At 75.9% G+C, this 23775-nt stretch carries 17 protein-coding genes; 9 read left to right on the top strand and 8 right to left on the bottom strand.

The genetic code is table 11. The features are described from left to right. Positions 1-11: 11 nt before the first annotated feature. Positions 12-662 (bottom strand): TetR/AcrR family transcriptional regulator, encoded by a 651-nt coding sequence (locus tag LPA54_RS09215; protein WP_228975647.1) that lies wholly within the window; start codon positions 660-662, stop codon positions 12-14. 100 nt (positions 663-762) lie between these two features. On the opposite strand from LPA54_RS09215, the gene LPA54_RS09210 reads away from it, so the two are divergent. Further along, the gene (locus tag LPA54_RS09210) at positions 763-1752 is read left to right on the top strand and encodes a GNAT family N-acetyltransferase (protein ID WP_228975645.1); all 990 of its coding nucleotides are present in this window, start codon (positions 763-765) and stop codon (positions 1750-1752) included. 53 nt (positions 1753-1805) lie between these two features. Here the strand turns inward: LPA54_RS09210 and LPA54_RS09205 are convergent, their stop codons facing one another. The 3 genes from LPA54_RS09205 to LPA54_RS09195 all read right to left on the bottom strand — a co-directional run bounded on the left by LPA54_RS09205 (position 1806) and on the right by LPA54_RS09195 (position 6094). Then, positions 1806-3308, bottom strand: coding sequence for an alpha/beta fold hydrolase (locus LPA54_RS09205; protein WP_228975643.1), 1503 nt, complete (start codon positions 3306-3308; stop codon positions 1806-1808). Between the two features lie 171 nt (positions 3309-3479). Continuing rightward, positions 3480-5234 (bottom strand): serine/threonine-protein kinase, encoded by a 1755-nt coding sequence (locus tag LPA54_RS09200; protein ID WP_228975641.1) that lies wholly within the window; start codon positions 5232-5234, stop codon positions 3480-3482. A 221-nt stretch (positions 5235-5455) separates the two neighbouring features. After that, positions 5456-6094: a L,D-transpeptidase family protein gene (locus LPA54_RS09195; RefSeq protein ID WP_228975640.1), complete on the bottom strand. Its 639-nt coding sequence runs from the start codon at positions 6092-6094 to the stop codon at positions 5456-5458. 252 nt (positions 6095-6346) lie between these two features. On the opposite strand from LPA54_RS09195, the gene LPA54_RS09190 reads away from it, so the two are divergent. Beyond that, on the top strand, positions 6347-10414 hold the full coding sequence (locus tag LPA54_RS09190) for a DNA-binding protein (protein WP_228975637.1): 4068 nt from the start codon (positions 6347-6349) through the stop codon (positions 10412-10414). Between the two features lie 203 nt (positions 10415-10617). Next, a complete protein-coding gene (locus LPA54_RS09185) occupies positions 10618-11232 on the top strand; it encodes a hypothetical protein (protein ID WP_228975635.1) in 615 nt (204 codons plus the stop codon). A gap of 62 nt (positions 11233-11294) precedes the next feature. On the opposite strand, the gene LPA54_RS09180 is transcribed toward LPA54_RS09185, so the two are convergent. After that, positions 11295-12695 carry a M64 family metallopeptidase gene (locus LPA54_RS09180; protein WP_228975633.1) on the bottom strand — a complete coding sequence of 467 codons (1401 nt, stop codon included), beginning with the start codon at positions 12693-12695 and terminating at the stop codon, positions 11295-11297. Between the two features lie 138 nt (positions 12696-12833). On the opposite strand from LPA54_RS09180, the gene LPA54_RS09175 reads away from it, so the two are divergent. Then, positions 12834-14189, top strand: a complete 1356-nt coding sequence (locus LPA54_RS09175; protein ID WP_228975632.1) for a helix-turn-helix transcriptional regulator — start codon at positions 12834-12836, stop codon at positions 14187-14189. Here LPA54_RS09175 and LPA54_RS09170 read toward each other — a convergent pair. Beyond that, positions 14186-15214, bottom strand: coding sequence for a YafY family protein (locus LPA54_RS09170; RefSeq protein ID WP_228975629.1), 1029 nt, complete (start codon positions 15212-15214; stop codon positions 14186-14188). The genes LPA54_RS09175 and LPA54_RS09170 overlap by 4 nt on opposite strands. Positions 15215-15372: 158 nt before the next feature. Here LPA54_RS09170 and LPA54_RS09165 point away from each other — a divergent pair, with 158 nt between their 5' ends. Beyond that, positions 15373-16671, top strand: a complete 1299-nt coding sequence (locus LPA54_RS09165; protein WP_228975628.1) for an epoxide hydrolase family protein — start codon at positions 15373-15375, stop codon at positions 16669-16671. A gap of 115 nt (positions 16672-16786) precedes the next feature. On the opposite strand, the gene LPA54_RS09160 is transcribed toward LPA54_RS09165, so the two are convergent. Next, entirely contained in the window at positions 16787-17179 is a 393-nt protein-coding gene (locus LPA54_RS09160) for a DUF5997 family protein (RefSeq protein ID WP_228975627.1), read from the bottom strand. Between the two features lie 57 nt (positions 17180-17236). On the opposite strand from LPA54_RS09160, the gene LPA54_RS09155 reads away from it, so the two are divergent. Further along, positions 17237-18031 carry a LysR family transcriptional regulator substrate-binding protein gene (locus tag LPA54_RS09155; protein WP_228975625.1) on the top strand — a complete coding sequence of 265 codons (795 nt, stop codon included), beginning with the start codon at positions 17237-17239 and terminating at the stop codon, positions 18029-18031. A gap of 65 nt (positions 18032-18096) precedes the next feature. Then, positions 18097-18882: a DUF72 domain-containing protein gene (locus LPA54_RS09150; RefSeq protein ID WP_228975623.1), complete on the top strand. Its 786-nt coding sequence runs from the start codon at positions 18097-18099 to the stop codon at positions 18880-18882. A gap of 153 nt (positions 18883-19035) precedes the next feature. Here LPA54_RS09150 and LPA54_RS09145 read toward each other — a convergent pair whose 3' ends face one another. Further along, complete coding sequence (locus LPA54_RS09145) at positions 19036-19440, bottom strand: hypothetical protein (RefSeq protein WP_228975622.1); 405 nt, start codon at positions 19438-19440, stop codon at positions 19036-19038. A gap of 565 nt (positions 19441-20005) precedes the next feature. On the opposite strand from LPA54_RS09145, the gene LPA54_RS09140 reads away from it, so the two are divergent. Both LPA54_RS09140 and LPA54_RS09135 read left to right on the top strand, forming a co-directional pair. After that, positions 20006-20362, top strand: a complete 357-nt coding sequence (locus LPA54_RS09140; protein ID WP_306806484.1) for a ricin-type beta-trefoil lectin domain protein — start codon at positions 20006-20008, stop codon at positions 20360-20362. 158 nt (positions 20363-20520) lie between these two features. Next, positions 20521-23595 (top strand): glycoside hydrolase family 3 N-terminal domain-containing protein, encoded by a 3075-nt coding sequence (locus tag LPA54_RS09135; protein WP_228975621.1) that lies wholly within the window; start codon positions 20521-20523, stop codon positions 23593-23595. The last annotated feature ends 180 nt before the right edge of the window (positions 23596-23775 follow it).

Below are 23775 nucleotides of genomic sequence, written 5' to 3'. Positions count from 1 at the left end.
GACAGGCGGCCTCAGGGGGCGCCTCGCCGGTCATGCCGGGCTCCCTGGCCCCGGTCGCCGGTGGGCCGGGAGGGCGCCGCCATCGCGGCGAGGAAGTCGTCGAGCAGGGCGACCTGCTCGTCCTCGGGGAACCGGCCGGGGTCGAAGAGGGCCTGGACGACGAGCCCGTGGGTGAAGGCGACGGCGGTGGCGGCGAGGCGGTCGGGGTCGGCGGACGCGGGGAGCTCGCCGAGATCGCGTGCGGCTTCGAGGTGGGGGCGGAGCGTCGCACGCAGCCGCGTGTAGCGGTCGGCCTGGTCCGCGGTCAGCCCGTCGTCCGCGAGGGAGAGGTCCCAGGAGCCGACCCAGACGCGGTTGCGGGCGGTGTCGCCCGGGGTGAGCGGCAGGATGTCCAGGAGCATCGCGCGCACGGCGGCCAGTCCGGCGGTGGGACGCGCGCGGCGGGGCCTCTCGGCGGTGTGCTTCTCCAGCAGGTCCAGGGCGTGGGTCAGCAGGGCCCGTTTGGTCGGGAAGTAGTGCATGAGCATTCCCGTCGACACCCCCATCGCGGCGGCGACGGCGCGCAGGGTCAGCCCGCCGAACCCCTTGTCGGCGAGCACCCGCCACACCGCCTCGGACACGTCCTTGCGGCGGGCTTCGCGGTCTCCTCGTGCGGGCGGCATGCTGCTAGCTTACGTACCGAACGCTTGTTACGCACCCAGCCCCCGTGCGCCCGGCTCCCCTACGCGCGGCGCACCCGGCGCACCCGGAGAGTGAGGCCCCATGTTGACCCTGCCGCTCGGCGACGACGCCTGGCTCGGCCCCCTGGAACCCTGGCAGGCACAGGAGTTCCTCGAGCACATCGACCGCGCCCGGCCCTCCGTGGACCCGTGGATACCCTGGGCGACGTACAGCACCGACCTGGAGTCGGCCAAGGCCGTCCTCCAGCGCTACGCCGACCGGCTGGCCGGCGACACAGGCCGGATCCACGGCATCCGGTCGGGCGGCACCCTGGTCGGTGGCGTCATGTTCACCCGCTTCGACAGCGACTCGGGGGTGTGCGAGGTCGGCTGCTGGCTGGAGCGGGCCGGCGAGGGGCGGGGCCTGGTGACCCGGGCCTGCCGGGCGCTGGTCGACTGGGCCTTCCGGGAGCGCGGGATGAGCCGCGTCGAGTGGTGGGTCGCCTCGGGCAACACCCGCAGCATCGAGGTCGCGCGCCGACTGGGCATGACCCGCGACGGCGTGCTGCGGCAGCACTCCTCCTACCGGGGCGAGCGCCTCGACATCGAGGTCTGGTCGGTCCTGGCCGACGAGTGGCCGCCGGCCGAGGAGACGGCCGTCCCCGACGTCCGGGCCGAACTCGACGGCCTGGTGCGCGCGTTCCTCGGCGCCTTCGACAACACGGGCGGCCGACGAGCGGACCTCGGTGTCCTACGCGACCTCTTCATCCCCGAGGGGAGGCTCGTCTCGAACGTCGGAGGGGTGCCGGTGATCCACGACCTCGACGCGTTCATCGAACCCCGCCAGAGGATGCTGACCGACGGGACGCTGACGGAGTTCTCCGAGTGGGAGATCTCCGGGCGGACCGAGGTCTTCGGGTCGGTCGCGCACCGGTTCAGCGAGTACCGCAAGTCCGGCTTCCACGGCGGCACGTGGTTCGAGGGCTCCGGTCACAAGACCACCCAGTTCCTCCGGACCCCGGCCGGGTGGAGGATGGCCAACCTGTGCTGGGACGACGCACCCGCCACCACCGGCCCCGCCGCCACCGCCTGACCGCACGCCCGCGGGCACGTGCGGCGGGGCGGCGGGGGCCGCGGTGCGGACGGTCAGGCGCGCAGGTGGTCCAGGACGGACCGCGCCGCCCGCTCGACGGCCCGCCGCGCCTGCGGCGTGCGGTCGACCGTCTCGAACCCGTGGTGGCCGAGCGGTACGTCGACCACCTCCACGGCCGCGCCGGCCTCCCCCGCGGCGGCGAGGAACTCCCCGACCGTCCGCGCGATCTCGGGCCGCTCCCGCTCCACCCGGGTCAGGACGACCGGCGGGCGCCCCGCCCCGCCCAGCGCGCCGGCCGGGCGGAACCGCGTCCCGGACAGGCCCCAGTTGGGGAGCGGCGCGAGGACCGGGTACGTCAGGGCCACGCACCGCAGCCAGGGCGGCGGGGCGGCCAGCCAGTCCGCCGACAGCAGCCCCCCGGCGGAGAAGAACCACAGCGCCACCCGGTCGGCGTCGACGCGGGGGTCGGCCCGGACCAGCTCAACGGCCCCGGCGACGTCCTCGGCGGCCCGACCGTAGTCGGTGATCTCGTGCAACCGGTGGTCCACGGTGACGCCGACCGCGCCGAGTCCGGCCAGGTACCGCGCGTACCCGGCGTACGTCGGCCAGTCGCGTGGCGTGGGCACCGCCCCGGCCGGTACCGGCCCTCCGTGGACGAGGACCACGGCCGGGGCGGGCCGGTCGGCGGCCTCTCCGGCGGACGGGTACAGGTCCACCCGGCCGATCCGCTCGCGGGGCAGCTCGGGGACGTCGAGGAGGAACGGCCGCAGGTGGGGCGGGGGTTCGTCACCCGGCGGGGTGAGCCGGTGCCCCTCCCCCGCGGCCGCCCGCAGCAGCACGTCCGCCAGCTCGTCGGGTACGGAGAGCATCGGCCAGTGGCCGGTGTCCAGTTCGAAGAAGGTGACGCCGGGGTCGGTGAGCGCCCGCAGGCGCGGGTCGCCCAGTCCGACGAGGGCCTGGACCGTGGCGATGCCCGCGCCGTTTCCGGTGCACAGCACCCCGCTCGTCGGCACGCCCGCCGCGGCCCCGGTCAGCCGCAGCGGCGCGGTGAGCGTGCCGGGCGGCTGCGGTACGGCGAGCCGGGTGAGCCGTTCCAGCTCCCCGGCGGGGACGCCGTCGGTGCTGCCCCAGCGGCCCCACTCGCCGGGGGAGGCCGGCGGCGGCAGGGGGGTGGCCTCCCCGCCGGCACCGGCGGTGGCGGCGCGGGCGAGGCGGTCGCGGACCTCCTCGTCGGGCAGCAGCTTCAGGGGCTGGTCGCCGTCCTGCGGCAGGCCCGCGTCCAGGTGGACGACCCGCGCGACCCGGCCGGCGCGCAGGTCGGCCGCGCCCAGTGCCGGGTGGATGCCGTACCCGTGCCCGACCAGCACCACCTGCCCGGCGGCGGCCCCGTCGATCAGCCGCACCACCTCGCCGACGTGCGTGCCCAGGTCGGCGCCGGGGTCCGCCGGGGGCGTCGCCGCGTGGACCTCCGCCCCGGCGGACCGCAGCCGCTCGACCACGCCGTCCCAGACCCATCCCCCGGTGAAGACCTCCCCCACCAGTACGAACGCCGTCATGGCCCCTCCTCGTCCTCGCCGTCGCCGGCCGACCCGTGTCCGTCGGGTGGTCGGCCGCCTGTTCGGCGCAGGTTAGGAACTCCCCTCGGGGGAGGTTCAAGCGCCCGCCCCCGTCGCCGGGTGGTCGCCGGTGAGCCCGCTCGTCACCGGCGCTCGGCGGGGTCCGCCGGGTCAGGAGGACGCCGGGTGGGAGGCCACGACCTTGCCGCGGCCGTCGGCGGCGAGGTAGCCGGACGCCCGGTACTCGTTGGTGAGGTGGAAGCGCAGGGTCGGCTGGTCGGCGTTGAACGTCCACCGGTCGACGATCACGTACCGCAGGTTGGGGTCGTCCACCTTCAGGTCCCTCTCCCCGCGCCGCATCAGCGCCGGCAGGGTGTCCCAGGCGAGCGCGGCCGCGTCGAAGGGCTGCTCGTCGGCGGAGTCCGGGTCGATGGTGCCGCCCGGGCCGGTCTTCGCCGCGACGCCGTCGCGGTACTGGTACCGGTCGTAGGTCTTCGCGCCCGGTCTGGTCGGGATGTCGGCCAGCGCGTAGTCCTCGTAGATCGTCACCTGCTTGACCTGCGGGTTTCCGCTCGCCTCGCGGAACGCGCCGAGGACGGTGCGGACGTTCCCCGTCGTCAGGAGCGAGCCCCTGGTGGAGGCGGGCACGCCGTCCGCCGAGGGGGCCGTACCGCTGCCGGGCATGGTGCCGCGCGGGGCGGACCCGGACGACGAGGGGGTGGTGCCCCTGCCGTCGTCGGTCGTGCCCGCGCCGGGCGGCCAGTTCAGCGCGGCGACGACCACGAGGGCGACGGTCGCGGCCGAGGCCAGGGAGACGGCGGCGGCGCGGCGGCCCGTCGACCGGCGGGCGGGCGGCACGGGCGGGCCGAACGTGCCGTTGGGCACGGTGGCGTGCGGGGTCCAGGTCCGGTGGTGGGCCTGCGGCGCCCCGTATGCGGGGTGCTGCCCGTACGGGGCCGCGCCCGGTCCGTGGGGCGGCGCGGTCGCGGCGTGCGGGGTGGGGCCGGGGGCGTCGGGCCGCTGCCCGGCCGGGGCGTACCGGGGGTGGCCGCCGGACGGGGAAGCGTGTCCCCGGCCCGGATCGTGCGCCGCCGCTTCCCGCAGCAGCCGCTCCGTCTCCGGGCCGTCCGGGCGCCGGGCGGGGTCGCGGACCAGGAGCCGGTCCAGGACGGGCTTGAGCGAGCCCGACCTGACGGGCGGCGGGATCGGGTCGTCCAGCACCGCCACGACGGTCGCGAGGCTGGTCGCCCGGCGGAACGGGTGGTGCCCCTCCGCCGCCACGTACAGCAGCATGCCCAGCGACCACAGGTCGGAGGCCGGGTTGCCCTCCTCGCCGCGGACGCGTTCGGGCGCGATGAACTCAGGGGATCCGATCAGGTCGCCGGTCGAGGTGAGCCGGGACGTCGCCTCCGAGAAGTCGGCGATGCCGAAGTCGGTCAGGACGGCGGTGCCGTCCGGGCGCAGCAGGACGTTCGCGGGCTTCACGTCGCGGTGGTGGATGCCGGCGGAGTGCGCGGCGCGCAGCGCGGACAGGACCTCCAGTCCGAGCCGGATCACCTCGGGCACGGGCATGGGGCCCTCGGTGAGCCGGTCGTGGACGGATCGGCCCTCGACGAGCTCCATGACGATCCACGGGTGGGAGCCGTCGGCGGGCTCGACGATGTGGTGGATGGTCACCACGTGCGGGTTCGACAGTCGGGCGAGCGCCCTGGCCTCGCGGACGGCACGCCCGCGCAGCTGCGCGGCGAGGCCGGGGTCGGCCTCCTCGACGGCGGGGTCGGGCGCACGGACCTCCTTGAGGGCGACCTCACGGTCCAGGGCGACGTCCCGCGCCCGCCAGACCGTGCCCATGCCCCCGCTGCCCAGGCGGGAGACCAGTTCGAACCGTGCGTCGACCAGGGGTCTGCCGCCCTCACTCATGCTCATGGCCGGTCATCGTAGGCGGGGCGTGCGCACGCCCGTGCGGCAGGCACCGGGAATCCGGCGCCGGGGCTTCCGTGTGCCCTGCCGGTACGTCCTCGATCGGGTGCTCGACCGGGCGGGCACCGGCCGCACCTCGCCCTCCGGGTCCCGGCACGGGGCCGCCCCCCGTCCGGCTCGGGCCGGACGGGGGGCGGCTGGGTCGTTCCTCGCTCCTGCGGGTCCGGTCAGGAGACGTACAGCTTGGTCGGCTTCGGGTAGTTGGAGCGGTAGCCCTTCAGTTCGCGGACGTCGGACGGCTTGAGCTTGATGCAGCCCTCCGACTTGTAGTCGCCGTTGCCGTCCCAGCGGGTCGGCTCGGTGCTGCCCTGCTTGCCGTTCGACTTCATCTCGCTGTGGATGAACAGCTCCGTGCGCGGTGTGCCGTTGCTGCACTTCTTGTTGCTCAGGTGCCACACGATGCCGTTGATCCTGCCCGCGTAGTTGTTGTGGAACGCCTTGATCTGGTAGGTGCCGTTGGGCAGCCAGCCCTGGTTCCTCTTGCACGCGTTGCGACCGGCCTTGTTCTTCGCGTCGCCGATGCCGGACCCTGCCCGCCAGCTGTCGACGACGTAGGAGCGGGTCTTGTCCGCGTTCACCTGCTGCACGTAGACCAGGTGCAGGCGGGAGTTGGACGGGTCGTGCGCGTTCTTCTTGAAGGACAGGTACGTGTAGCTCTTCGCCGCCGCGGTGGTCGGCGCGGCGGCCGGAGCGGCGGCCTGGGCCGTCGCCGAGGCCGGCAGCAGACCCACCGCGACGACCGCCGCGCCCGCCGCGGAGATGGTCCTCAGGCTCCGTCGCACGCTGCTTCCCGCGTACATGTTCATGATCGGTTCCTCCCGTTGAGTGTGCCCCGCCGAAGGGGGGTGTGCGGCCCAGGACCGGGCCGGCGATGCCGAGTCCACCAGCCCCGGGGTTTGTTCGGCAGGCCCCTTCCGCCGGACCGAACAAAGACGAACGGCCCGGTCACCGGCCCGGAGCGGCGCCTTGCGCGCTGGGATGCCCGCTTCCTAACGTGACGGCCGTGGGGGAACAGCAGGCCGGGGGCCGAGCCCCGGCACGGGGGGTGGGGGACACACATGGGACGCCGTGAGACGCCGGTCGATCCTGCCGCGGGGCCGGTGCAGCGCTTCGCGCACGAGCTGCGCGGGCTGCGGCGGGAGGCGGGCGGGCCGACGTACCGGGAGATGGCGCGCCGGGCGCACTACTCGGTGACGTCGCTGTCCCAGGCCGCCGCCGGGGAGGTCCTGCCGTCGCTGGCGGTGACGCTGGCGTACGTCGGGGCCTGCGGCGGGGACCTGGCCGAGTGGGAGGGGCGGTGGCACCGGACGCGCGAGGAGGCGGCGGTCCGGATCCGCGAGGACGACGAGGCGGCGCCGCCCTACCAGGGCCTCGCCCGGTTCGAACCGGGCGACCGCGAACGGTTCTTCGGGCGCGGCGAGCTCACCTCGGTGCTGTGCCGTGCGGTGGCCGAGCACCGCTTCACGGCCCTCTTCGGAGCGTCCGGCAGCGGCAAGTCGTCGCTGCTGCGGGCCGGGTTGATCCCCGCGCTGCGGCAGGGCTGGGGCGCCGACGGCGGGGCGGGGGTGCGGCTGGCGGCGATCCGTGTCCTCACCCCGGGCGCGCACCCGATGACCGCCCACGCCGACGTGCTGCGACCGCGTACGGACCGGGCCCGGCGGGACGCCCCGGAGGGCGGCACCGGAACGGGGAGCGGGACCGGGCCGGAGACCGGCTCCGGGGCGGGGACCGGCTCCGGGCCGGAGACCGGGGCCGGGGCGGGGACCGGGGCCGGGGCGGTACGTCGGGATCCGGCGGGGCGAGGGGGCGGGGCCGGGAACGGGTCGGGGCCCGGGGACACCCTGGTCGTGGTCGACCAGTTCGAGGAGGTGTTCACGCTCTGCCCGGACCCGGCCGAGCGAGCCGCCTTCATCGACCTGCTGCTCGCGGCCCGCCGCCCGGACAGCGGGCTGCGGGTCGTGGTCGCCGTGCGCGCCGACTTCTACGGCCGGTGCGCGGAGCACCGCCGGCTGGCCGAGGCGATGCGGGACTCCAGCCTGCCCGTCGGCCCGATGACCCGTGAGGAGCTGCGGGAGGTCGTCGTCAGACCCGCGCAGGCGGCGGGGCTCATAGTCGAGCGGTCCCTCACGGCGCGGCTCGTGCGTGAGGTGGAGGGCAGGCCCGGCGGGTTGCCGCTGCTGTCGCACGTCCTGCGCGAGACCTGGCTCAGGCGCCGGGGCCGTGCCCTGACGGAGGAGGCGTACCGTGCCGCCGGCGGCCTGGAGGGCGCCATCGCCCAGTCCGCCGAGGACGTGTTCGCCGGGCTGTCCCCCGAGCAGGCGGTGCCGGCCCGGCTCGTGCTGCTGCGGCTGGTCGCCCCCGGGGAGGGCTCGCAGGACACGGGGCGGCGCGCGGAGCGGGCGGAGCTGGAGTTCGCGGCGGCCGACGACGTCGCGGTCGTGGTGGACCGGTTCGTCCGCGCCCGGCTGCTGACCCTCGACGACGACACGGTGTGCCTCGCCCACGAGGCCCTGCTCACCGCGTGGCCGCGGCTGGTCGCGTGGATCGAGGAGGACCGGGAGCGGCTGCGCGCCCATCGCCGTCTGTCGGAGGCGGCCCGGTCCTGGGACGACCTGGGACGTGAGCCGGGGACGCTGTACCGGGGTGCCCGACTGGCCACCGCAGAGGAACTCTTCGGCGCGGACCCCGACCGGGCCGCCGCCCTCACTCCGCTGGAGGGTGCCTTCCTCGCCGACTCCCTGGCCGGCCGGGCGAGGGAGCGCCGCCGCCGCCGGGTCCTGACCGGCCTCCTGTCGGGTCTGCTGGCGCTGTCCCTCGTCGCCGGTCTCGTCGCCTGGCAGCAGAGCCGCGTCAGCGAACGGCGCCGCGTGGCGGCGGAGGCGGGCCGGCTCGCCGCCGTCGCCACGGGCCTGCGGCTGACCGACCCGGCGGCGGCGGTGCGCCTGAGCCTCGCCGCGTGGCGGCTCGCGCCGACCCTGGAGACCCGCTCCGCGCTGCTGGGCTCCCTGACGCAGCAGGAGCGGGACGTCTTCACCGTCCCGGGGGCCGGGAGGGCGGAGACCGCGCACCATCTGGCCGAGGACGGGCGGACGTTGACGGTGATCGCCGCGGACCGGGTCGAGACCTGGGACGTGCGCTCCCACCGCCGCACCGGCACCCATCCCGGCATCGGCACCGGGCCCGGCGGAGAGGACCGCACGGGCTGGACGGTACCCGCCCCGGACGGCCGCACGCTTGCGCTGCTCGACGGCGAGGACGTCCGGCTGTGGGACGTGCGGACCGGCCGGGTCACCGGCCGGCTCCCGGGCGCGTCCGCGATGAGCGGGACGTTCGGCGGGGACGGGCGCACCCTGCTCGTGGACAGCATGGGCGAGAGCGGGGACGGATTCGCCTCGTCGTTCCAGGTGTGGGACGTACCGCGGCGGCGCCGGCTGCTGGACGTCCCGCTCGGCGACACGGAGGCGGTGCAGGGCAGCGACGTCAGCGCGGACGGCCGGTGGCTGGCCGTGTGCACCGACAAGCGGCCGCTGGAGATACGCGACCTGCGACGCGGAGGCCGGAAGCTGCCGCTGCCGTGGCTCGCCGCGGCGGGAGGGGGGCACTGCTTCGCGGGCGGCTTCGCCTTCTCCCCGGACAGCCGGGGCATCGCCCTCGTCACCGGGTCCGGCGTCCGCCGGTGGGAGCTGCCCTCCGGCCGCGAACTGCCCGCACTCGCGGGCACGAAGGTGCAGGAGATGCGGTTCAGCGCCGACGGCCGGTTCCTCGTCGCCTCGACGCTCACCGACGAGATCCTGCTGTGGCGGCTGGCGGCGCCCGGCGCCCCGGTCTTCCGGCACGCGCTGGTGAGCGAGAGCACGTTCGGGTTGCGGCTCGACCTGGACGAGGGCGTCGTACGGTACGGCGCCAGGGGCGGCGCGACCGTCCGGTCGGTGGCGCTGGGCGGTGCCGTGAGCGGGCAGTGGCGCACCACGCCGGTGGGCGGCGCCGCGTGGAGCCCCGACGGGCGGTTCCTGGCCGCGGTGGGACGAGCCGAAGGGGCGGGGTACGAGATCCTGGACGCCGCCGGCCGGCTGCTGACGCGCCTGCCGGGCGCGCCCTGCCCCGATGACCCGGCCGAGGAGGAGCCGCCCGTGGAGGGCGACGCCGGTGACGCCACCGGGGCAGGAGAGGGCACGGTCGAACTGACGGCTGAAGAGGCGGAGGGAGCGCAGGCGGCGGACACGGGCTGCCAGGACGCCTTGGCGTTCAGCCCGGACGGGCGTCACCTGGCGTACGGGGCGGTCCGGCAGGACGTCGACCCGGACCCGGGGGCGCGTACGCGGCAGTCGGTCAGGGTGTGGGACATCCGGGCCGGCCGGCTCCTGCACACGGTCGATCTCGACCGGGGCAGCACTCCCCTGAAGGAGGGTGAACTCCCCCTGGGCGTGGTCGCGGTGGCCCTCGGTGACGACGGTCGCACGCTGGTGGTGTCCCGGCTCGGCGAGCGGGAGGTGCTCGAAGCGTGGGACGTGCCGACCGGGAGGCGGCTGCGCTCCGTCCCGGGACTGTCCGGATCGGAGCTCGCCCTGCGCCGCAACGGGGGCGTGGCCGTGTCCGAGGCCGGCTCGGTCGACCTGCGCTCCGGGCGGGCCGTGCGGCGCGCTCTGGGCTGGGACGATCCGGTCGCCCTGGCCTTCAGCCCGGACGGTACCCGGCTCGCGGTGGGCGACACCCGGGGCCGGGTCAGCCTCTGGGACGGTGACGTGCGCCGGCACCTGGGCGTGTTGCCGGGGACGCACACGGGGACCCGCCGTACCGAGGACGAGGAGGTGGCGGTACTGGCGTTCTCCCCGGACGGTACGACGCTGGCCGTCGCCGGCGACTCCGGCACGGTACAGCTGTGGGACACCGCCTCCCGGCGGCTGCTGGGCTCGGCACTGCCCACACCGGGCGACCGGGTGCTGTCGATGGCGTTCGGCCCCGACGGCAGGACGCTGCGCGTCGCGGGGGCGCACGTACCGGTCCACGGCTACGACCTGGACCCCGACCGCGTCGCGGCCCTGCTGTGCGCCAGGGTCGGCTCCGGCCCGTCGCCCGCGGAGTGGCGGGCGCACCTGCCCACGGTCCCGCACAGGCCGTCGTGCTGAGGGCGGGCGACCCGTTTCGCGGGGCCCGGATGCCGCGGCCCGCGTGCGGATGCGCCGGACCGGGGGGCGGGCGTGCGGCGCGCGGTGGGAGTGTCGCAAGTTCGTCACAGAAGGTGACCGTGGCCGGATCAGCCGTCACTTTCGTCTCCCCGCGTCCCTTGTCCGACCGTCGGATCGAGTGACCACGGCGCCGGAGGGACCACATGGGCAGGCACAGGCAGGAGAGCGGGGCGGACGGCACCCGCCACACCCTGGTGAGGACCACCACCGCGCTGGGAGTGGCCGGCGCGCTGGCCCTGGTGCTCCAGTCGTCGCCCGACACCCCGGCGTCCCGGTCGCACCCCGAGACGTCGCGGGGGCCGCTGCCCGGCGCGGGCGGCCCGGTGGTGCCCGCCGAAGGGCCGGACGGGGCGCGGACGGGGCCGGGCCGCGCCGGGGTCGCGCCGGGTGGCGGTACGGCGGGGCCCACGCTGCTGCCCGCCCTCAGCGCCGAGCCGCGGCGGCCGGTCGACGACGGCGACCGGGCGCCGGTGCCGCGGGCGCCCCGGACGGGCGGCCTGACGGGCGGCGGGGCCGGCGGGGGCGCCGCCTCCACGGCGCCGGCTCCGTCCGCCGCTCGGCCGCAGGGGCCCGGGCCGCGGGTACCGGGCCCGTCGGCGGACGCGTCGCCCTCCACACCGGACGGCGGCGGTCCGGAGCCCTCGGGCGACCCGGCGGCGCGGCCCCCGGTGCCGGCGGGGCCGGTCGACGCGCTCGGCGACCTGCTGCACGGCCTGGTACCGGGCCCCGCCGCACGTACCGGGCGGTCGACGGGGTGACCCACTGGCCGGGGCCCGCCGGTCCCGGCCCGTACGGGCCGGGGCCGTTCCCCGACCGCCCGCTACCGGCGTACGCGCCAGTCGAAGGCGGTGCGCAGGGTCTCGGCGACGGCCGGGTCCCGCACGGAGGACGTACGGTCCACCACCGTGACCGACAGCTTGTGCGACCGGAAGTCGTACGGGCGCAGCCCCAGTTGCGCGACGCGCACCTCGGTGCGGCCGGCCAGGTGCCGCAGTTCGCGGCCGTCGAGGAACCAGCGCACGGTGAGCTGGTGGCCGTCCGCCCCGGTCAGGCGGGGGACGGCGATCCGCGCCGCAGCGTCGGCGCGGAGCGTGAGCGTGCCGCCCGCCGGGGTGAGGGCGGTGGCCGGTGCGGCGTGCCGGTAGAACCCGGCGATCATCGCCTCCACTCCCGGCAGGTTGAACGGCCGGTCCAGGACGCGCATGAGGGAGTTGTCGGTCGGGCGGTACAGGCCGGAGACGTAGTAGCCGCCGCCCTCGTAGGCGCCGACCGTGCCGCCGTCGGGCGACTCCTCGCCCAGCCAGCGGTACCACTTGGCGCGCCGCTCGGCCATGCGGGCGGCGTCGAGGGTGGAGGTGTTCGGGTCGCCCGGCTCCTTGCCGGTGTACCGCTCGTAGCCCGGTGTGCCGGGGTAGAAGTACTCGTCGGCGAGCCGGCCGAGGGAGTGGCCGGTCTCGTGGATGGCGACCTGGCCGGACTTGGCGTTGCCGGCCGAGGCGGTGGCGATGCCGTCGTAGCCGATGTCGGCGTTCGGCTCGTTGTAGCCGGCGCCGCCGTACTTGGCGCTGTCGGCGAGGACGAGGACGAGGTCGGCGTCCGGGGCGAGCGCGGCGTAGGCGTCGACCTTGTCCTGGTCGACGCAGAGCAGTCGTTCGATGTCGCCGCACCAGAAGTACGCGCCGAGGGCGGTGTCGCGGACCGTTGCGCGGTCGGGGTCGCCGCTGACGCCGGAGTCGCGGGAGACGGCGTCGACCGTCCAGACGTTGAACAGGCCCTGATAGGTGGTGTACGGCTCGACGGCGGCGACCTCCGCCCACTTCTCGCGGGCGTCCGTGCGGAACCGCGGCATGTCGGCGGCCGTGTAGCCGTCGCCGATGACGACGACGTCCAGCCGGTCGGCGGTGGGGCCGGTGTCGATCAGCTTGGTGACGGTCCCGTCCACCCGGTCCTCGGCCGCGGAGAGCCGCGCCGTGGGCCGGTCCCGGCCGGCGGCCGGGACGCTGACGTGGCCCGACCCGGCGACCGCGCCGTGCTCGGGACCGGGTATCTCGACCTCCACGAGGGCCGCCGGGTCCCCGACGCCCGCGGGGGCGCCCGGCGCGGCGGGCGCGGTGGGCGGCGCCGGGCGGGCCGCCGCGGTGCCGGGTCCGGCGGTCAGCGCCGCGGCGACGGCCGTGGCCACGCCGGCCGCCGTCAGGGTTCTGCGCAGGGTGGTGCGCACGTGGGCCTCCTCCGATACGGAGTTGAGCAGGGGATTAAATCCGGTGAACAGGCCGCTTAAGGTAGGGGGCCCACGGTGGCCGCGCAATGGCCGGGAGCCGCCGGATACTGGGGAGTTCCAGCTACCAGGGGGGTTGTCATGGACGAACCGGTCGAGATCGGTCGCCGGGTCCAACGGCTGCGCGCCGAGCGCGGGTTGACGCAGCGGCAGCTGGCGGAGCCGTCGTACAGCGCCGCGTACGTGTCGACGCTGGAGTCCGGCAGGGTGCGGCCGTCGGAGACGGCCCTGCGGTTCCTCGCCGACCGGCTCGGCACGTCGTACGAGGAGTTGGCGACCGGACGACCGGCCCGCCTGGCCACCGAGGTGCGCCTCGGGCTCACCGACGCGCAGCGGATGCTGGCGACCGGGTCCGCCGGTGAGGCCGCCGCCCGGTACCGGGCGCTGCTCGCCGACGCCGAGCGGCACGGCCTGGCGGCCGAGCGGACGGAGGCGCTCCTCGGGCTGGGCGACTGCGCGCTGGAGACCGGCGACCTCGCGGACGCCGGCCGGCACTTCACCGAGGCCGAGCGGCTGCTGGCCGGCGAGCCGGCGCCCCGCCGCGCCCGGGCGGTGCGGGGGCGCGCCGTCACCCATCTGCTCGCCGGCGAGCTGCGGTACGCCTGCTACCTCCTGGAGTCGGCCATCGACGAGCTGACGGGCAGCGGCCTCACCGACCCGGAGGCGCTGGTGATGCTGTACGCGGCGGTCATCGGTCCGTACATCGACATGGGGGCGCACGCCCGTGCCGCGCACGCGGCGGAGCTGGCCCTCGCCCTGGCGCCGCAGGTCGGCGACCCGGCGCTGGTGGCCGGCATGCACCGGCAGGTGGCGCGGACGTTCCTCGCGGAGGGGCGCACCGCGGACGCCGACGCGTCACTCGCCAAGGCGCAGTCGATGTACCGGCAGCTGCGGCTGCGCACCGACCTGGCGCACTGCCACTGGATGCGCGGGTACGTCAAGGCCCAGAGCGGCGGACTGGAGGACGCGGAGAGGGAATTGCGCACGGCACGGGACATGCTGGCGGCCCGCGGGGCGGCGCTGTACACGTCGCAGGTGGAGGTGGAGCTGGCGGACGTGCTGCGGCGGCTCGGCCGGTACGACGAGGCCGCCGAAATGCTGTCCGCGCTGCTGGACCTGGACGATGGCCGCGGCGCCGTGCACGCGGGCGGCGCGCACCGGCTGCTCGGGCTGATCGCCGAGGAGCGCGGGGAGCCGGAGACCGCCGAGGAGCACTACGTCCTGGCGCTGGGCCTGCTGGAGCGCAGCGGCGCGACGGGCGACCTGGCGGACCTGTGCCGGCTCCTGGGCGACCTGCTGCGGCGTACCGGCCGGACCGAGGCGGCGCTCGACGCGTACCGCACCGGCCTCGGCCACCGCGCGGCGCCCGGCACGACGACGCTCGGCCCGGCCCCGACCGCGCCCGCCTTCCGCACGGCCGACGGCGCGGTCGGTTAGGGGCGCGCGGTTCGGACCACGGCCCCGTCGCCGGCGGCGCGTGCGCGCCCCGGCTCCGGCGCCGGTCCCTGCCGTAGGGCGTCGAGGCAGCGGGTGGCCTGCGCGCGAAGGGCCTCGGCGAGTTCGGTCGGGGCGTCGACGAGGGTGAAGTCGGTGTCCACCGAAGTGATCATCCATGCGAGGTCGCGAGCGGTGTCGGCCCCGAGGTGCAGCAGACAGCTGCCGCCGTCGACCGGCTCGACGACCCCCATGCCGGGCCAGAGGCGGTCGGCGACCACGGTGGCGGGTTCGTGCAGGAGGATGGTCGCCTGGAACGGCCACGTCTGGGCCGACAGGCGGCGGGCCAGGTAGGCGGCCACGTCACCGCCGGGGAGCTCGCGCGGCGCGAACCGCGGGCCGGTCGGGGTGCGGGGGACCAGTCGGTCGACGCGGAAGGTGCGCCAGTCCTCGCGGTCGGTGTCCCAGGCGACCAGGTACCAGCGGCGGTCGAAGCTGACCAGGCTGTGGGGCTCGGTCGAGCGGACGCCGGAACCGACGCGCGGGCTCGTGTAGTCGAAACGCAACCGCTCGCGTCGGCGGCACGCCTCGGCGATCGCCATGAGGGTGTCGGGGGCCACCTGGGGGGCCGGTGCCGCTCCGGCCCGGACGGTGGCGGTGTGCAGGGTGGTGACCCGGTGGCGGAGCCGGGAAGGCAGCACGTGCTCCAACTTGGCGAGGGCACGCGGGGCCGACTCCTCGATCCCGACGACCGAGCCGTCAGCCCCGGTGCGCAGGGCCACGACGACGGCGACCGCCTCCTCGTCGTCCAGCAGCAGCGGCGGCAACCGGGCCCCGGCACCCAGCCGGTAGCCGGCGGTGCCCTGGGCCGCCTCGACCGGGTAGCCGAGGTCGCGCAGACGCTGCACGTCGCGGCGCAGCGTGCGCGGACTGACGCCGAGGCGCTCGGCGAGCTCGGCCCCGGACCACTCGCGGGGGGACTGCAGCAGCGACAGCAGCTTCAGCAGCCGCCCGGAGGTCTCCAGCATGGGCCCAAGGATGCCGCACCACGTGACCGGGGGGCCGGGGGGCCGAGGGGCCGGGGGCCCGGGTGGGCCGGGGGGCCGGGGGGGCCGGGCGGCCTCACCGTGCCCCGGCCGCCCGGCTTGGGCACGGACCTGTCCTAAGCGCGTCGTAGCGTCCAGCCATGACGAACGAGACCTGTGACCTCCGCCCGTTCCGTATCGAAGTCCCGCAGGAGCGGCTCGACGACCTCCGGACCCGCATTGCCGCCACCCGCTGGCCGGACGAGCTCCCCGGCGTCGGCTGGAGCCGGGGCGTCCCGGTGGCGTATCTGCGGGGCCTGGCCGAGTACTGGCTCACCACCTACGACTGGCGGGCGCACGAGGCGGCGCTCAACGCGCATCCCCAGTACCTGGCCACCGTCGACGGGCAGAACGTCCACTTCCTGCACGTACGGTCCCCGGAGCCCGGCGCCACGCCGCTGGTGCTGCTGCACGGCTGGCCCGGGTCGGTGGCCGACTTCCTCGACGTCATCGGCCCGCTGTCCGATCCGCGGGCGCACGGCGGTGACCCCGCCGACGCCTTCCACCTGGTCGTCCCCTCACTGCCGGGATTCGGCTTCTCCACTCCGCTGGCGGGGCCGGGAATGGACGCGGCGCGCATGGCAGCGGTGCTGACCCGCCTGATGTCCCGCCTCGGCTACCCGCGGTACGGCGTCCACGGCTACGACACCGGCTCGTGGGTCGCGCCGCGGATGGGCAGGCAGGACCCGGAGCGCGTGATCGGCGTCCACGTCAACGCCATGATCGCTTTCCCGGTCGGAGCGGAGGGCGAGACGGACGGCCTCACCGAGGCCGAGCAACGACGCTGGCAGGCCATGCAGGACTTCAACGACGGCTACCTGCAGTGCAACTCCAAGCGCCCGCAGACGGTGGCGTACGCGCTCACCGATTCCCCGGTCGGCCAACTGGCATGGACGGTCGAGACGTTCAAGGAGCTCACCGATCCGGTGGACGGCCTGCCCGAGGACAGCGTCGACCGGGACCGCGTCCTGACGGAGGTCTCGCTCTACTGGCTGACCGGCACCGCCGCCTCGGCCGCCCAGATCTACTACGAGGAGATCACCGCGAACACCTGGGGCGGCGGTGAGGGGGCCGGCGGGAGTGAGGAGGCCCGCGCCGGTGGGGAGGCCGGCGGGGGTGAGGGGGTCGGCGACGCCGCGGGCTCCGCCACCACCGCTCCCGACGGCTCCGGATGGGGCCACGACGGAGGGAACGAGGACGACTGGGCGGCCGGTCAGCGGGGAACGGTCCCGACCGCCGTGCTGCTCTCCGCCCGCGACGTGACCGTCAGGCGCTGGGCCGAACGCGACCACGCCATCGTGCGCTGGACCGAACTCGACCGCGGCGGCCACTTCCTCGCCATGGAAGCGCCCGACTTGCTCGTCCACGACGTACGGGAGTTCTTCAGGGACGCGCGCTGACAGCGAAGCTCCAGGGGGCCGGCCACCTCGGCCCTGGTCAGCGCGGCGACCGGGTCCGGGCCGGCGGGGGGGTCGGCAGGCCCGCGACCGGTGGGTGGGGCCTGCCGCGGCGGGGTCAGGAGTCCGAGGCGGCCTGCTCCGCGCGCTTCTCCTTGAGGCGCTCGGCCTCCTTGCGCACCTCGGCCTGCGTGGCGCGCTCCTTCCGGAGCCACTCGGGGTTCTCGTCCCGGAGCGCCTCGATCTGCTCCGTGGTGAGCGCCTCGGTGACGCCCCCGCGGGCGAGGCCCGAGATGGAGACGCCCAGCCGGGCGGCGACGACCGGGCGGGGGTGCGGGCCGTTGCGGCGCAGCTCGCGCAGCCACTCCGGCGGGTCGGTCTGCAGGGCGTTCAGCTCGTCGCGCGAGACGGAACCCTCCTGGAACTCTGCGGGGGTGGCCTCGAGGTAGACACCCAGCTTCTTGGCCGCCGTGGCGGGCTTCATCGTCTGGGCGGTGCGGTGCGACGTCATGTGTCCAGGATATCGAGCATGTGCGCGGCCCCTGACCACGCCCGTTAATCTGGACCGGTGACAGGCTCGGAAGCAGCACCCTCCCCGTTCAGGCTCGCGTACGTCCCGGGTGTGACACCCGCGAAGTGGGTGCGGATCTGGCGGGAGCGGCTGCCGGACGTGCCGCTGGAGCTCGTGGCGGTGCCCGCCGCCGAGGCGGCCGGGGCGCTGCGCCGCGGGGACGCGGACGCCGGCTTCGTCCGACTGCCGGTGGACCGGACGGACCTCAGCGCCATCCCGCTCTACACCGAGACGACGGTCGTCGTCGTCCCGAAGGACCACCTGTTCGCGGCGGTCGACGAGGTGTCCGCCGGGGACCTCGCCGAGGAGATCGTCTTCCACCCGCTCGACGACACCCTGGAGTGGGAGCGGCCCCCGGGGCTCCCCGCCTTCGAGCGCCCCGCCACGACGGGCGACGCCGTCGAGCTCGTGGCGGCGGGGGTGGGCCTGCTCGTCGTGCCGCAGTCGCTGGCCCGGCTGCACCACCGCAAGGACCTCACGTACCGGCCGCTCACCGACGTCCCGCAGTCGCGGGTCGCGCTGTCCTGGCCGGAGGAGCGGACGACGGACCGGGTCGAGGACTTCATCGGGATCGTCCGGGGGCGGACGGTCAACAGCACGCGCGGCCGCCGGACCACCGCGGCGGAGGACCCGGGGAAGGCCGCGCCGCGCTCCGGCGGGGCGGCCGGGAGCGGCGGTGCGCAGCGGCGCGGGGGCGCAGGAGGGGGCGGCAAGCCCGCCGCCAAGGGCGCGCGGCGCGGCGCCGGCGCACCGCAGGGCGGCCGCCGCGGCAAGCCCCGCCGACGGTCCTGACGCGCGGACCCGCGACGGCCGGAGCTTGAGGGCGTCACACCCGGTATGCCTGGTTTCATGGGGCCATGAGGCTTCTCGTCGGCACGTCGGGGTGGCAGTACAAGGACTGGCGCGGCGTGCTGTACGCGGAGGGGACGCCCCAGCGGCTCTGGCTGGAGGAGTACGCTGCCGCCTTCGCCACCGTGGAGGTCAACAACGCCTTCTACCGGCTGCCGTCGTACGCGACGTTCGAGGCGTGGCGGGAGCGGACTCCCCCGGACTTCGTGGTGACGGTGAAGGCGAGCCGGTTCCTCACCCACGTCAAGCGGCTGCGGGAGCCGCAGGAGCCCGTGGAGCGGCTGCTGTCCCACGCGGCCGGCCTCGGTGACCGGCTGGGGCCCGTCCTCCTCCAGCTCCCGCCGACCCTGAAGGCCGACGCGGCGCTGCTCGACGCCTGCCTGGGGTGCTTCCCGCCGGGCGTGCGGGTCGCGGTCGAGCCGCGGCACGAGTCGTGGTGGACGCCCGGGGTGCGCGGCGTGCTGGAGTCGCGGGGCGCCGCGCTGTGCTGGGCGGACGTGCGGGCGCGGCCGGTGTCGCCGCTGTGGCGGACCGCGGACTGGGGGTACGTGCGCTTCCACGTGGGCCGGGCCCGGTCGTGGCCGCGCTACGGCCGGCGCTCGCTGGAGACGTGGGCGCGGCGCGTCGCGGAGACGTGGACCGGTGAGGGCGAGGTCTACGCCTACTTCAACAACGACCCGAACGGCGCGGCCGTCGTGGACTCCGTGGTGTTCGCCCGCGCGGCCGTGGCCGCCGGGCTGGCCGTGACCCGCACCCCGCTCCGGCTGCCCCCGGCCGGCCCCGCCGACCGGTAGGGAGGGCGCGGCGCCCCGCCGGCAAGGACGCGCCGGGCCCCGTCCGGGCACCCTCCGAGTCCCGTCCGGGCCCGGTCCGGTCCGCGCCGGTGCGTGCCCGGTCCGGTCCGCGCCGGTGCGTGCCCGGACCGGTCCGCGTCAGGCCGGTCCGCGTCAGGCCGGTCCGGTGCCCGTCGCGGCCGGCGGTCGGGCGTGGCCGTGTCCCGGGGCGGGAAACGACGCGAGAGCCGTCATCGGTGCCGTCTCGCCGAGGGGCGCCACATGGGGACGCGGCCGGTCGGGGGCGGCGGTGACGGCCGCGACGGCGGGCGCGGGGGCCGCGGGACCCGCGGGGGCCGCCTTGCCGCGGGGCTCCGGGCCGTTGGCCACGGACGACCAGGTACGCAGGCGGTGGCTGGCCGCCTCGTCGAGCGTGACGGGCCCGCCGCGCTGCTCGGCCAGCCGGCTCGCCTCGCGTCCGAGGGCCGCCACATCCTCCCAGCGCAGGCTGAGGACGACGGCCAGTTCCGCCCCGCCGTCGGGGAGTCCTCGTACCACGGGTCCCATGCGTTCCGTCATCTCCGCTCCCGTCCTCGACGCGCTCCCCCGTAGGTACGCGTACGGCCGGCGGCCCGTTCAAGGCGAGCGCGCGACCGGGCCGGGCGGGCCGGCTTCCACAGGTCGAAGTCAGCCGACCGGCCGGTACCGGTCACTGCCACCGGCGGGCCGGTCGCCCACCGGGCGGCGCCCGGGACGCCGCCGCCCGGCCGGAGCCGGCAGGACGCGAGTCGCCTCGCCCCTCCTGCTCTGCCATCAGTCCAGTTCAGCCCGGTCGGCGGTGCGCTCCGCGCGGTCGCGCGGCGGGGACGCGCCCGGGTCACTCGTGTGAGACATCTTGACGCCCTACCGTCACGCCACTTGAATCACGGCTCAAGTTAAGAGTTGACACGCTTTCACGTCCTGAACGGTCCGGGGCCTCCCCGCCCCCGGATGCCCCCGACTCCGCAACACCGATCGGCCTCGCACCGCACGCCCGTCCCCACCGCGCCCCACCGCCCCGCCCGCCACCGCGCGCCACCGGCGCGTGCGGAGGCACCGCCCCGGCCCCGCCGCGGCGGCCGGGGCTCCCTCCGGAAGGAGCACCATGCGCAGCAGGACAGCCGGAGGCGCCGACGACGGCACCCCCGTCCGACGGCACACCCGCAACGGCACGGCCGTCCGACGCCGGACGGTCGCGGCGGACGGCGGAGTACGGGCGCTCGGCAAGTGCCCGGACGTCAGCGGCGGGTCGACGGCGGACGGCACACCGGTCCGGCTGTACACCTGCAACGGGACCGGAGCGCGACGCTGGTCCTACGACGCCTCCACCCGCGACCTGGTCGACACGGCGGCCGACAAGTGCCCGGACGTGAAGGACCGCTCGTCGGCGGACGGGGCGCCGACGCAGATCCGGAGCCGCACGGGAGACGCCGGCCAGAAGTGGACCCCGCACAGCCCATGACCCCCTGACCCCCGGCCACCCCACGTCCCACGTCCCACGCCCCCGCCCGCCCCCGCTCGTCCCCGACCACTCGCCCGCTCATCCGGGACGAACCGCCCACCACCCACCTCGGTCCCGCTTCCGCGGACCGCCCACCACCACCCGACAAGGAGCCCTGGATGCCCGTACGACGCCACCGTGGGAGAGCGAGGACGGCGCTGCTCGCGGCGACCGCGGTCCTCGCCGGCCTCCTCGCCGGCGCGCCCCCCAGCACCGCCGCCGCCGAGCCGCCGCCACCCGTCCCCGTGGACCGGTTCGAGGGGGAGGTGCCGTTCGCCGACCCGCCCGCCGACGGGATCTTCACCTGGGGCAGCGACGCCGACGACCGGCCGGCGCTGGCCCTGGCGGCGCGCGCCGACGCGCCCGAGGGCGAGAAGGTCCTCGAAGGGCGGTACGACATCAGCGGCTGGGGCGGATTCAGCCACGAGTTCGCCACCGACCGGCCCGCCCACGACTGGAGCGCCCACAAGGGCGTGCGGTTCTGGTGGTACGGGCAGAACACGGCGCCCCTGCCTCCCGGTTCCGGCCCCCGCGTCAACTTCGAGATCAAGGACGGCGGCACCAGCGGCGGGACGTCCGAGCTGTGGACGACGTCCTTCACGGACGACTGGCAGGGGTGGCACCTGGTCGAGATCCCGTTCTCCGACTTCCAGTACCGCACGGACTACCAGCCCGTCGGCGGCATCGACCAGGTCCTCGGCCTGAAGGAGATGTGGGGCTACGCCTTCACGCTGCCCACCGGGGCGCCCGGCTCCTTCGCCGTCGACGCGGTCGAGTTGTACGGGAAGGCCGACCCCGCCCTCACCGCCAGGGTCGTCACCGACGCGGTCGTCCACCCCGTCGACGAGGGAGGCACGGCCCGGGTGCGGATCTCCGTGGCCACGACCGGGTCCGGCCCGCTCCCGGAGCCGGTCACGGTCGCCTACACCACGCAGGGCGGTACCGCCCGCCCCGGCGAGGACTTCACCCCCGTGTCGGGGTCGGTGTCCTTCCCGGCGGGAGTCCCTTCCGGGACGTCCCGCACGGTCGCCGTCCCCACCCGCCGCGACGGCAGGGCCGAGGAGGCCGAGACGGTCCCGCTGAAGCTGACCGTCACGGGTGCCCGGCCGCCGGCCGAGGACCCGCGGGTGGTGGTGAACGCGCACGGGCTGCCCTACCTCGACGCCCGGCGCCCGGTGCGTGAACGCGTCGCCGACCTGGTCGCGCGCATGACCCCGGCGGAGAAGGCCGGGCAGATGACGCAGGCCGAACGCAACGCCCTGCGCTCCCCGGGTGACATCGCCACCCACGCCCTCGGCTCGCTGCTGTCCGGCGGCGGCTCCGTCCCCACCCCCAACACGCCCGAGGCGTGGGCGCGGATGGTCGACGCCTACCAGCTGCGCGCCCAGGAGACCCGTCTGCAGATCCCGCTGATCTACGGCGTCGACGCGGTGCACGGCCACAACAACGTCGTCGGCGCGACGATCATGCCGCACAACATCGGGATCGGCGCCGCCCGGGACCCGGAGCTGGCCCGCAGGACCGGGGCGGTCACGGCGAAGGAGGTGCGCGCCACGGGCGTGCCGTGGGACTTCGCGCCGTGCCTGTGCGTCACCCGGGACGAGCGGTGGGGCCGCTCCTACGAGGCGTTCGGCGAGGACCCGGCGCTGGTCACCGCCATGGCGACCGTCATCGAGGGGATGCAGGGCGCGCCGTCCGGCCGGGACCTGGACCGCAACGACAAGGTCCTCGCGAGCGCGAAGCACTTCGTGGGCGACGGCGGCACGGAGTACGGCTCGTCCACCACCGGCTCCTACACCATCGACCAGGGCGTCACGCGGGTCACCCGCGAGGAGCTGGAGGCGGTGCACCTGGCGCCGTTCGCCGAGGCGGTGAAGCGCGGTACGGGCACGGTGATGCCGTCCTACTCGTCGCTGGACATCATCGGGGACGACGCCGGTCCGGTGAAGATGCACGCCGACGCGGCGATGATCAACAATGTCCTCAAGGGCCGGATGGGCTTCGAGGGCTTCGTCGTCAGCGACTGGCAGGCCATCGACCAGATCCCCGGCGACTACCCGAGCGACGTCCGCACCTCCGTCAACGCCGGCCTGGACATGATCATGGTGCCCACGGCGTACCAGGAGTTCACCCGCGTCCTCCAGGCGGAGGTGGCGGCGGGCCGGATCAGCACGGCCCGCGTCGACGACGCGGTGAAGCGGATCCTCACGCAGAAGTTCCGGCTCGGCCTGTTCGAGCAGCCGTACGCCGACACCACCCACCTCGACCGGGTCGGTTCGCCGGCCCACCGCGCCGTCGCGCGGGAAGCGGCGGCGAAGTCGCAGGTGCTGCTGAAGAACGACGGCTCCGTGCTGCCGCTGAAGCGGTCGCAGAAGGTCTACGTCGCCGGTTCCAACGCCGACGACCTCGGCAACCAGGCCGGCGGTTGGACGATCAGCTGGCAGGGCGCTTCGGGCCGGACCACCACCGGCACGACCATCCTGGAGGGTATGCGCAGGGCCGCCCCGGACGCCGCGATCACGTACTCGAAGGACGCCTCGGCGCCCACCGCGGGCCATGACGTCGGTGTCGTGGTCGTCGGCGAGACCCCGTACGCGGAAGGGGTCGGCGACGTCGGCAACGGCCACGACCTGGAGTTGTCCGACGCCGACAAGGCGGCCGTCGACCGGGTGTGCGCGGCGATGCGCTGCGCGGTCCTGGTGGTCTCCGGGCGGCCGCAGCTCGTCGGTGACCGGCTCGGCGCGGTCGACGCGCTGGTCGCGTCGTGGCTGCCGGGGACGGAGGGCGACGGTGTCGCCGACGTGCTCTACGGCGAGCGTCCCTTCACCGGGCGGCTCCCCGTGACGTGGCCGAAGTCCGTGGAGCAGCTGCCGGTGAACGTCGGCGACGCGGTGTACGACCCGCAGTTCCCGTACGGCTGGGGGCTGACCACCCTGGGGAAGCCGTCACCCGGCGGCGAGCGCGAGCTGAAGGCGCTGTCGGCGGCCGTCCGGTCGCTGGAGGCGGTCGGGAAGGGCCGCGCCCCGGCGGCCGAGGAGCTGGTCGGCAGGGCACGGCTGATCGTCCAGGCGAAGATGGGCGCCGGGGTGTCGGCGGCGTCCGCCAAGCCCTTCGCCGAGGCGGAGCACCTGCTGCTGAGCGGGAAGCCGTCGGCCGCGATGGCACGGCTCACGACGGCGTACCGGGCCGCCTGACCGGCGGCCGCGGGGGGGGGGGGCGGGGGCGGGGGGGGGGGGGGGGGTGGGGCGGGGGTGCTGCTCGGGCGCCGGACGGGCGGCCTCTGTCACCTCCACGGCGGGGGCGTGCGGCGCTCCTGTGCCGGGGGCCGGGAGGGGCGCGGCAGGGGTGTCGGGGAGGGCCGCGAGGACGTTTCC

Source organism: Streptomyces sp. DH12, from assembly GCF_020873895.1.
In the GTDB taxonomy this organism is placed as follows: domain Bacteria; phylum Actinomycetota; class Actinomycetes; order Streptomycetales; family Streptomycetaceae; genus Streptomyces.
This window is presented reverse-complemented; position numbering and strand designations above follow the sequence as displayed.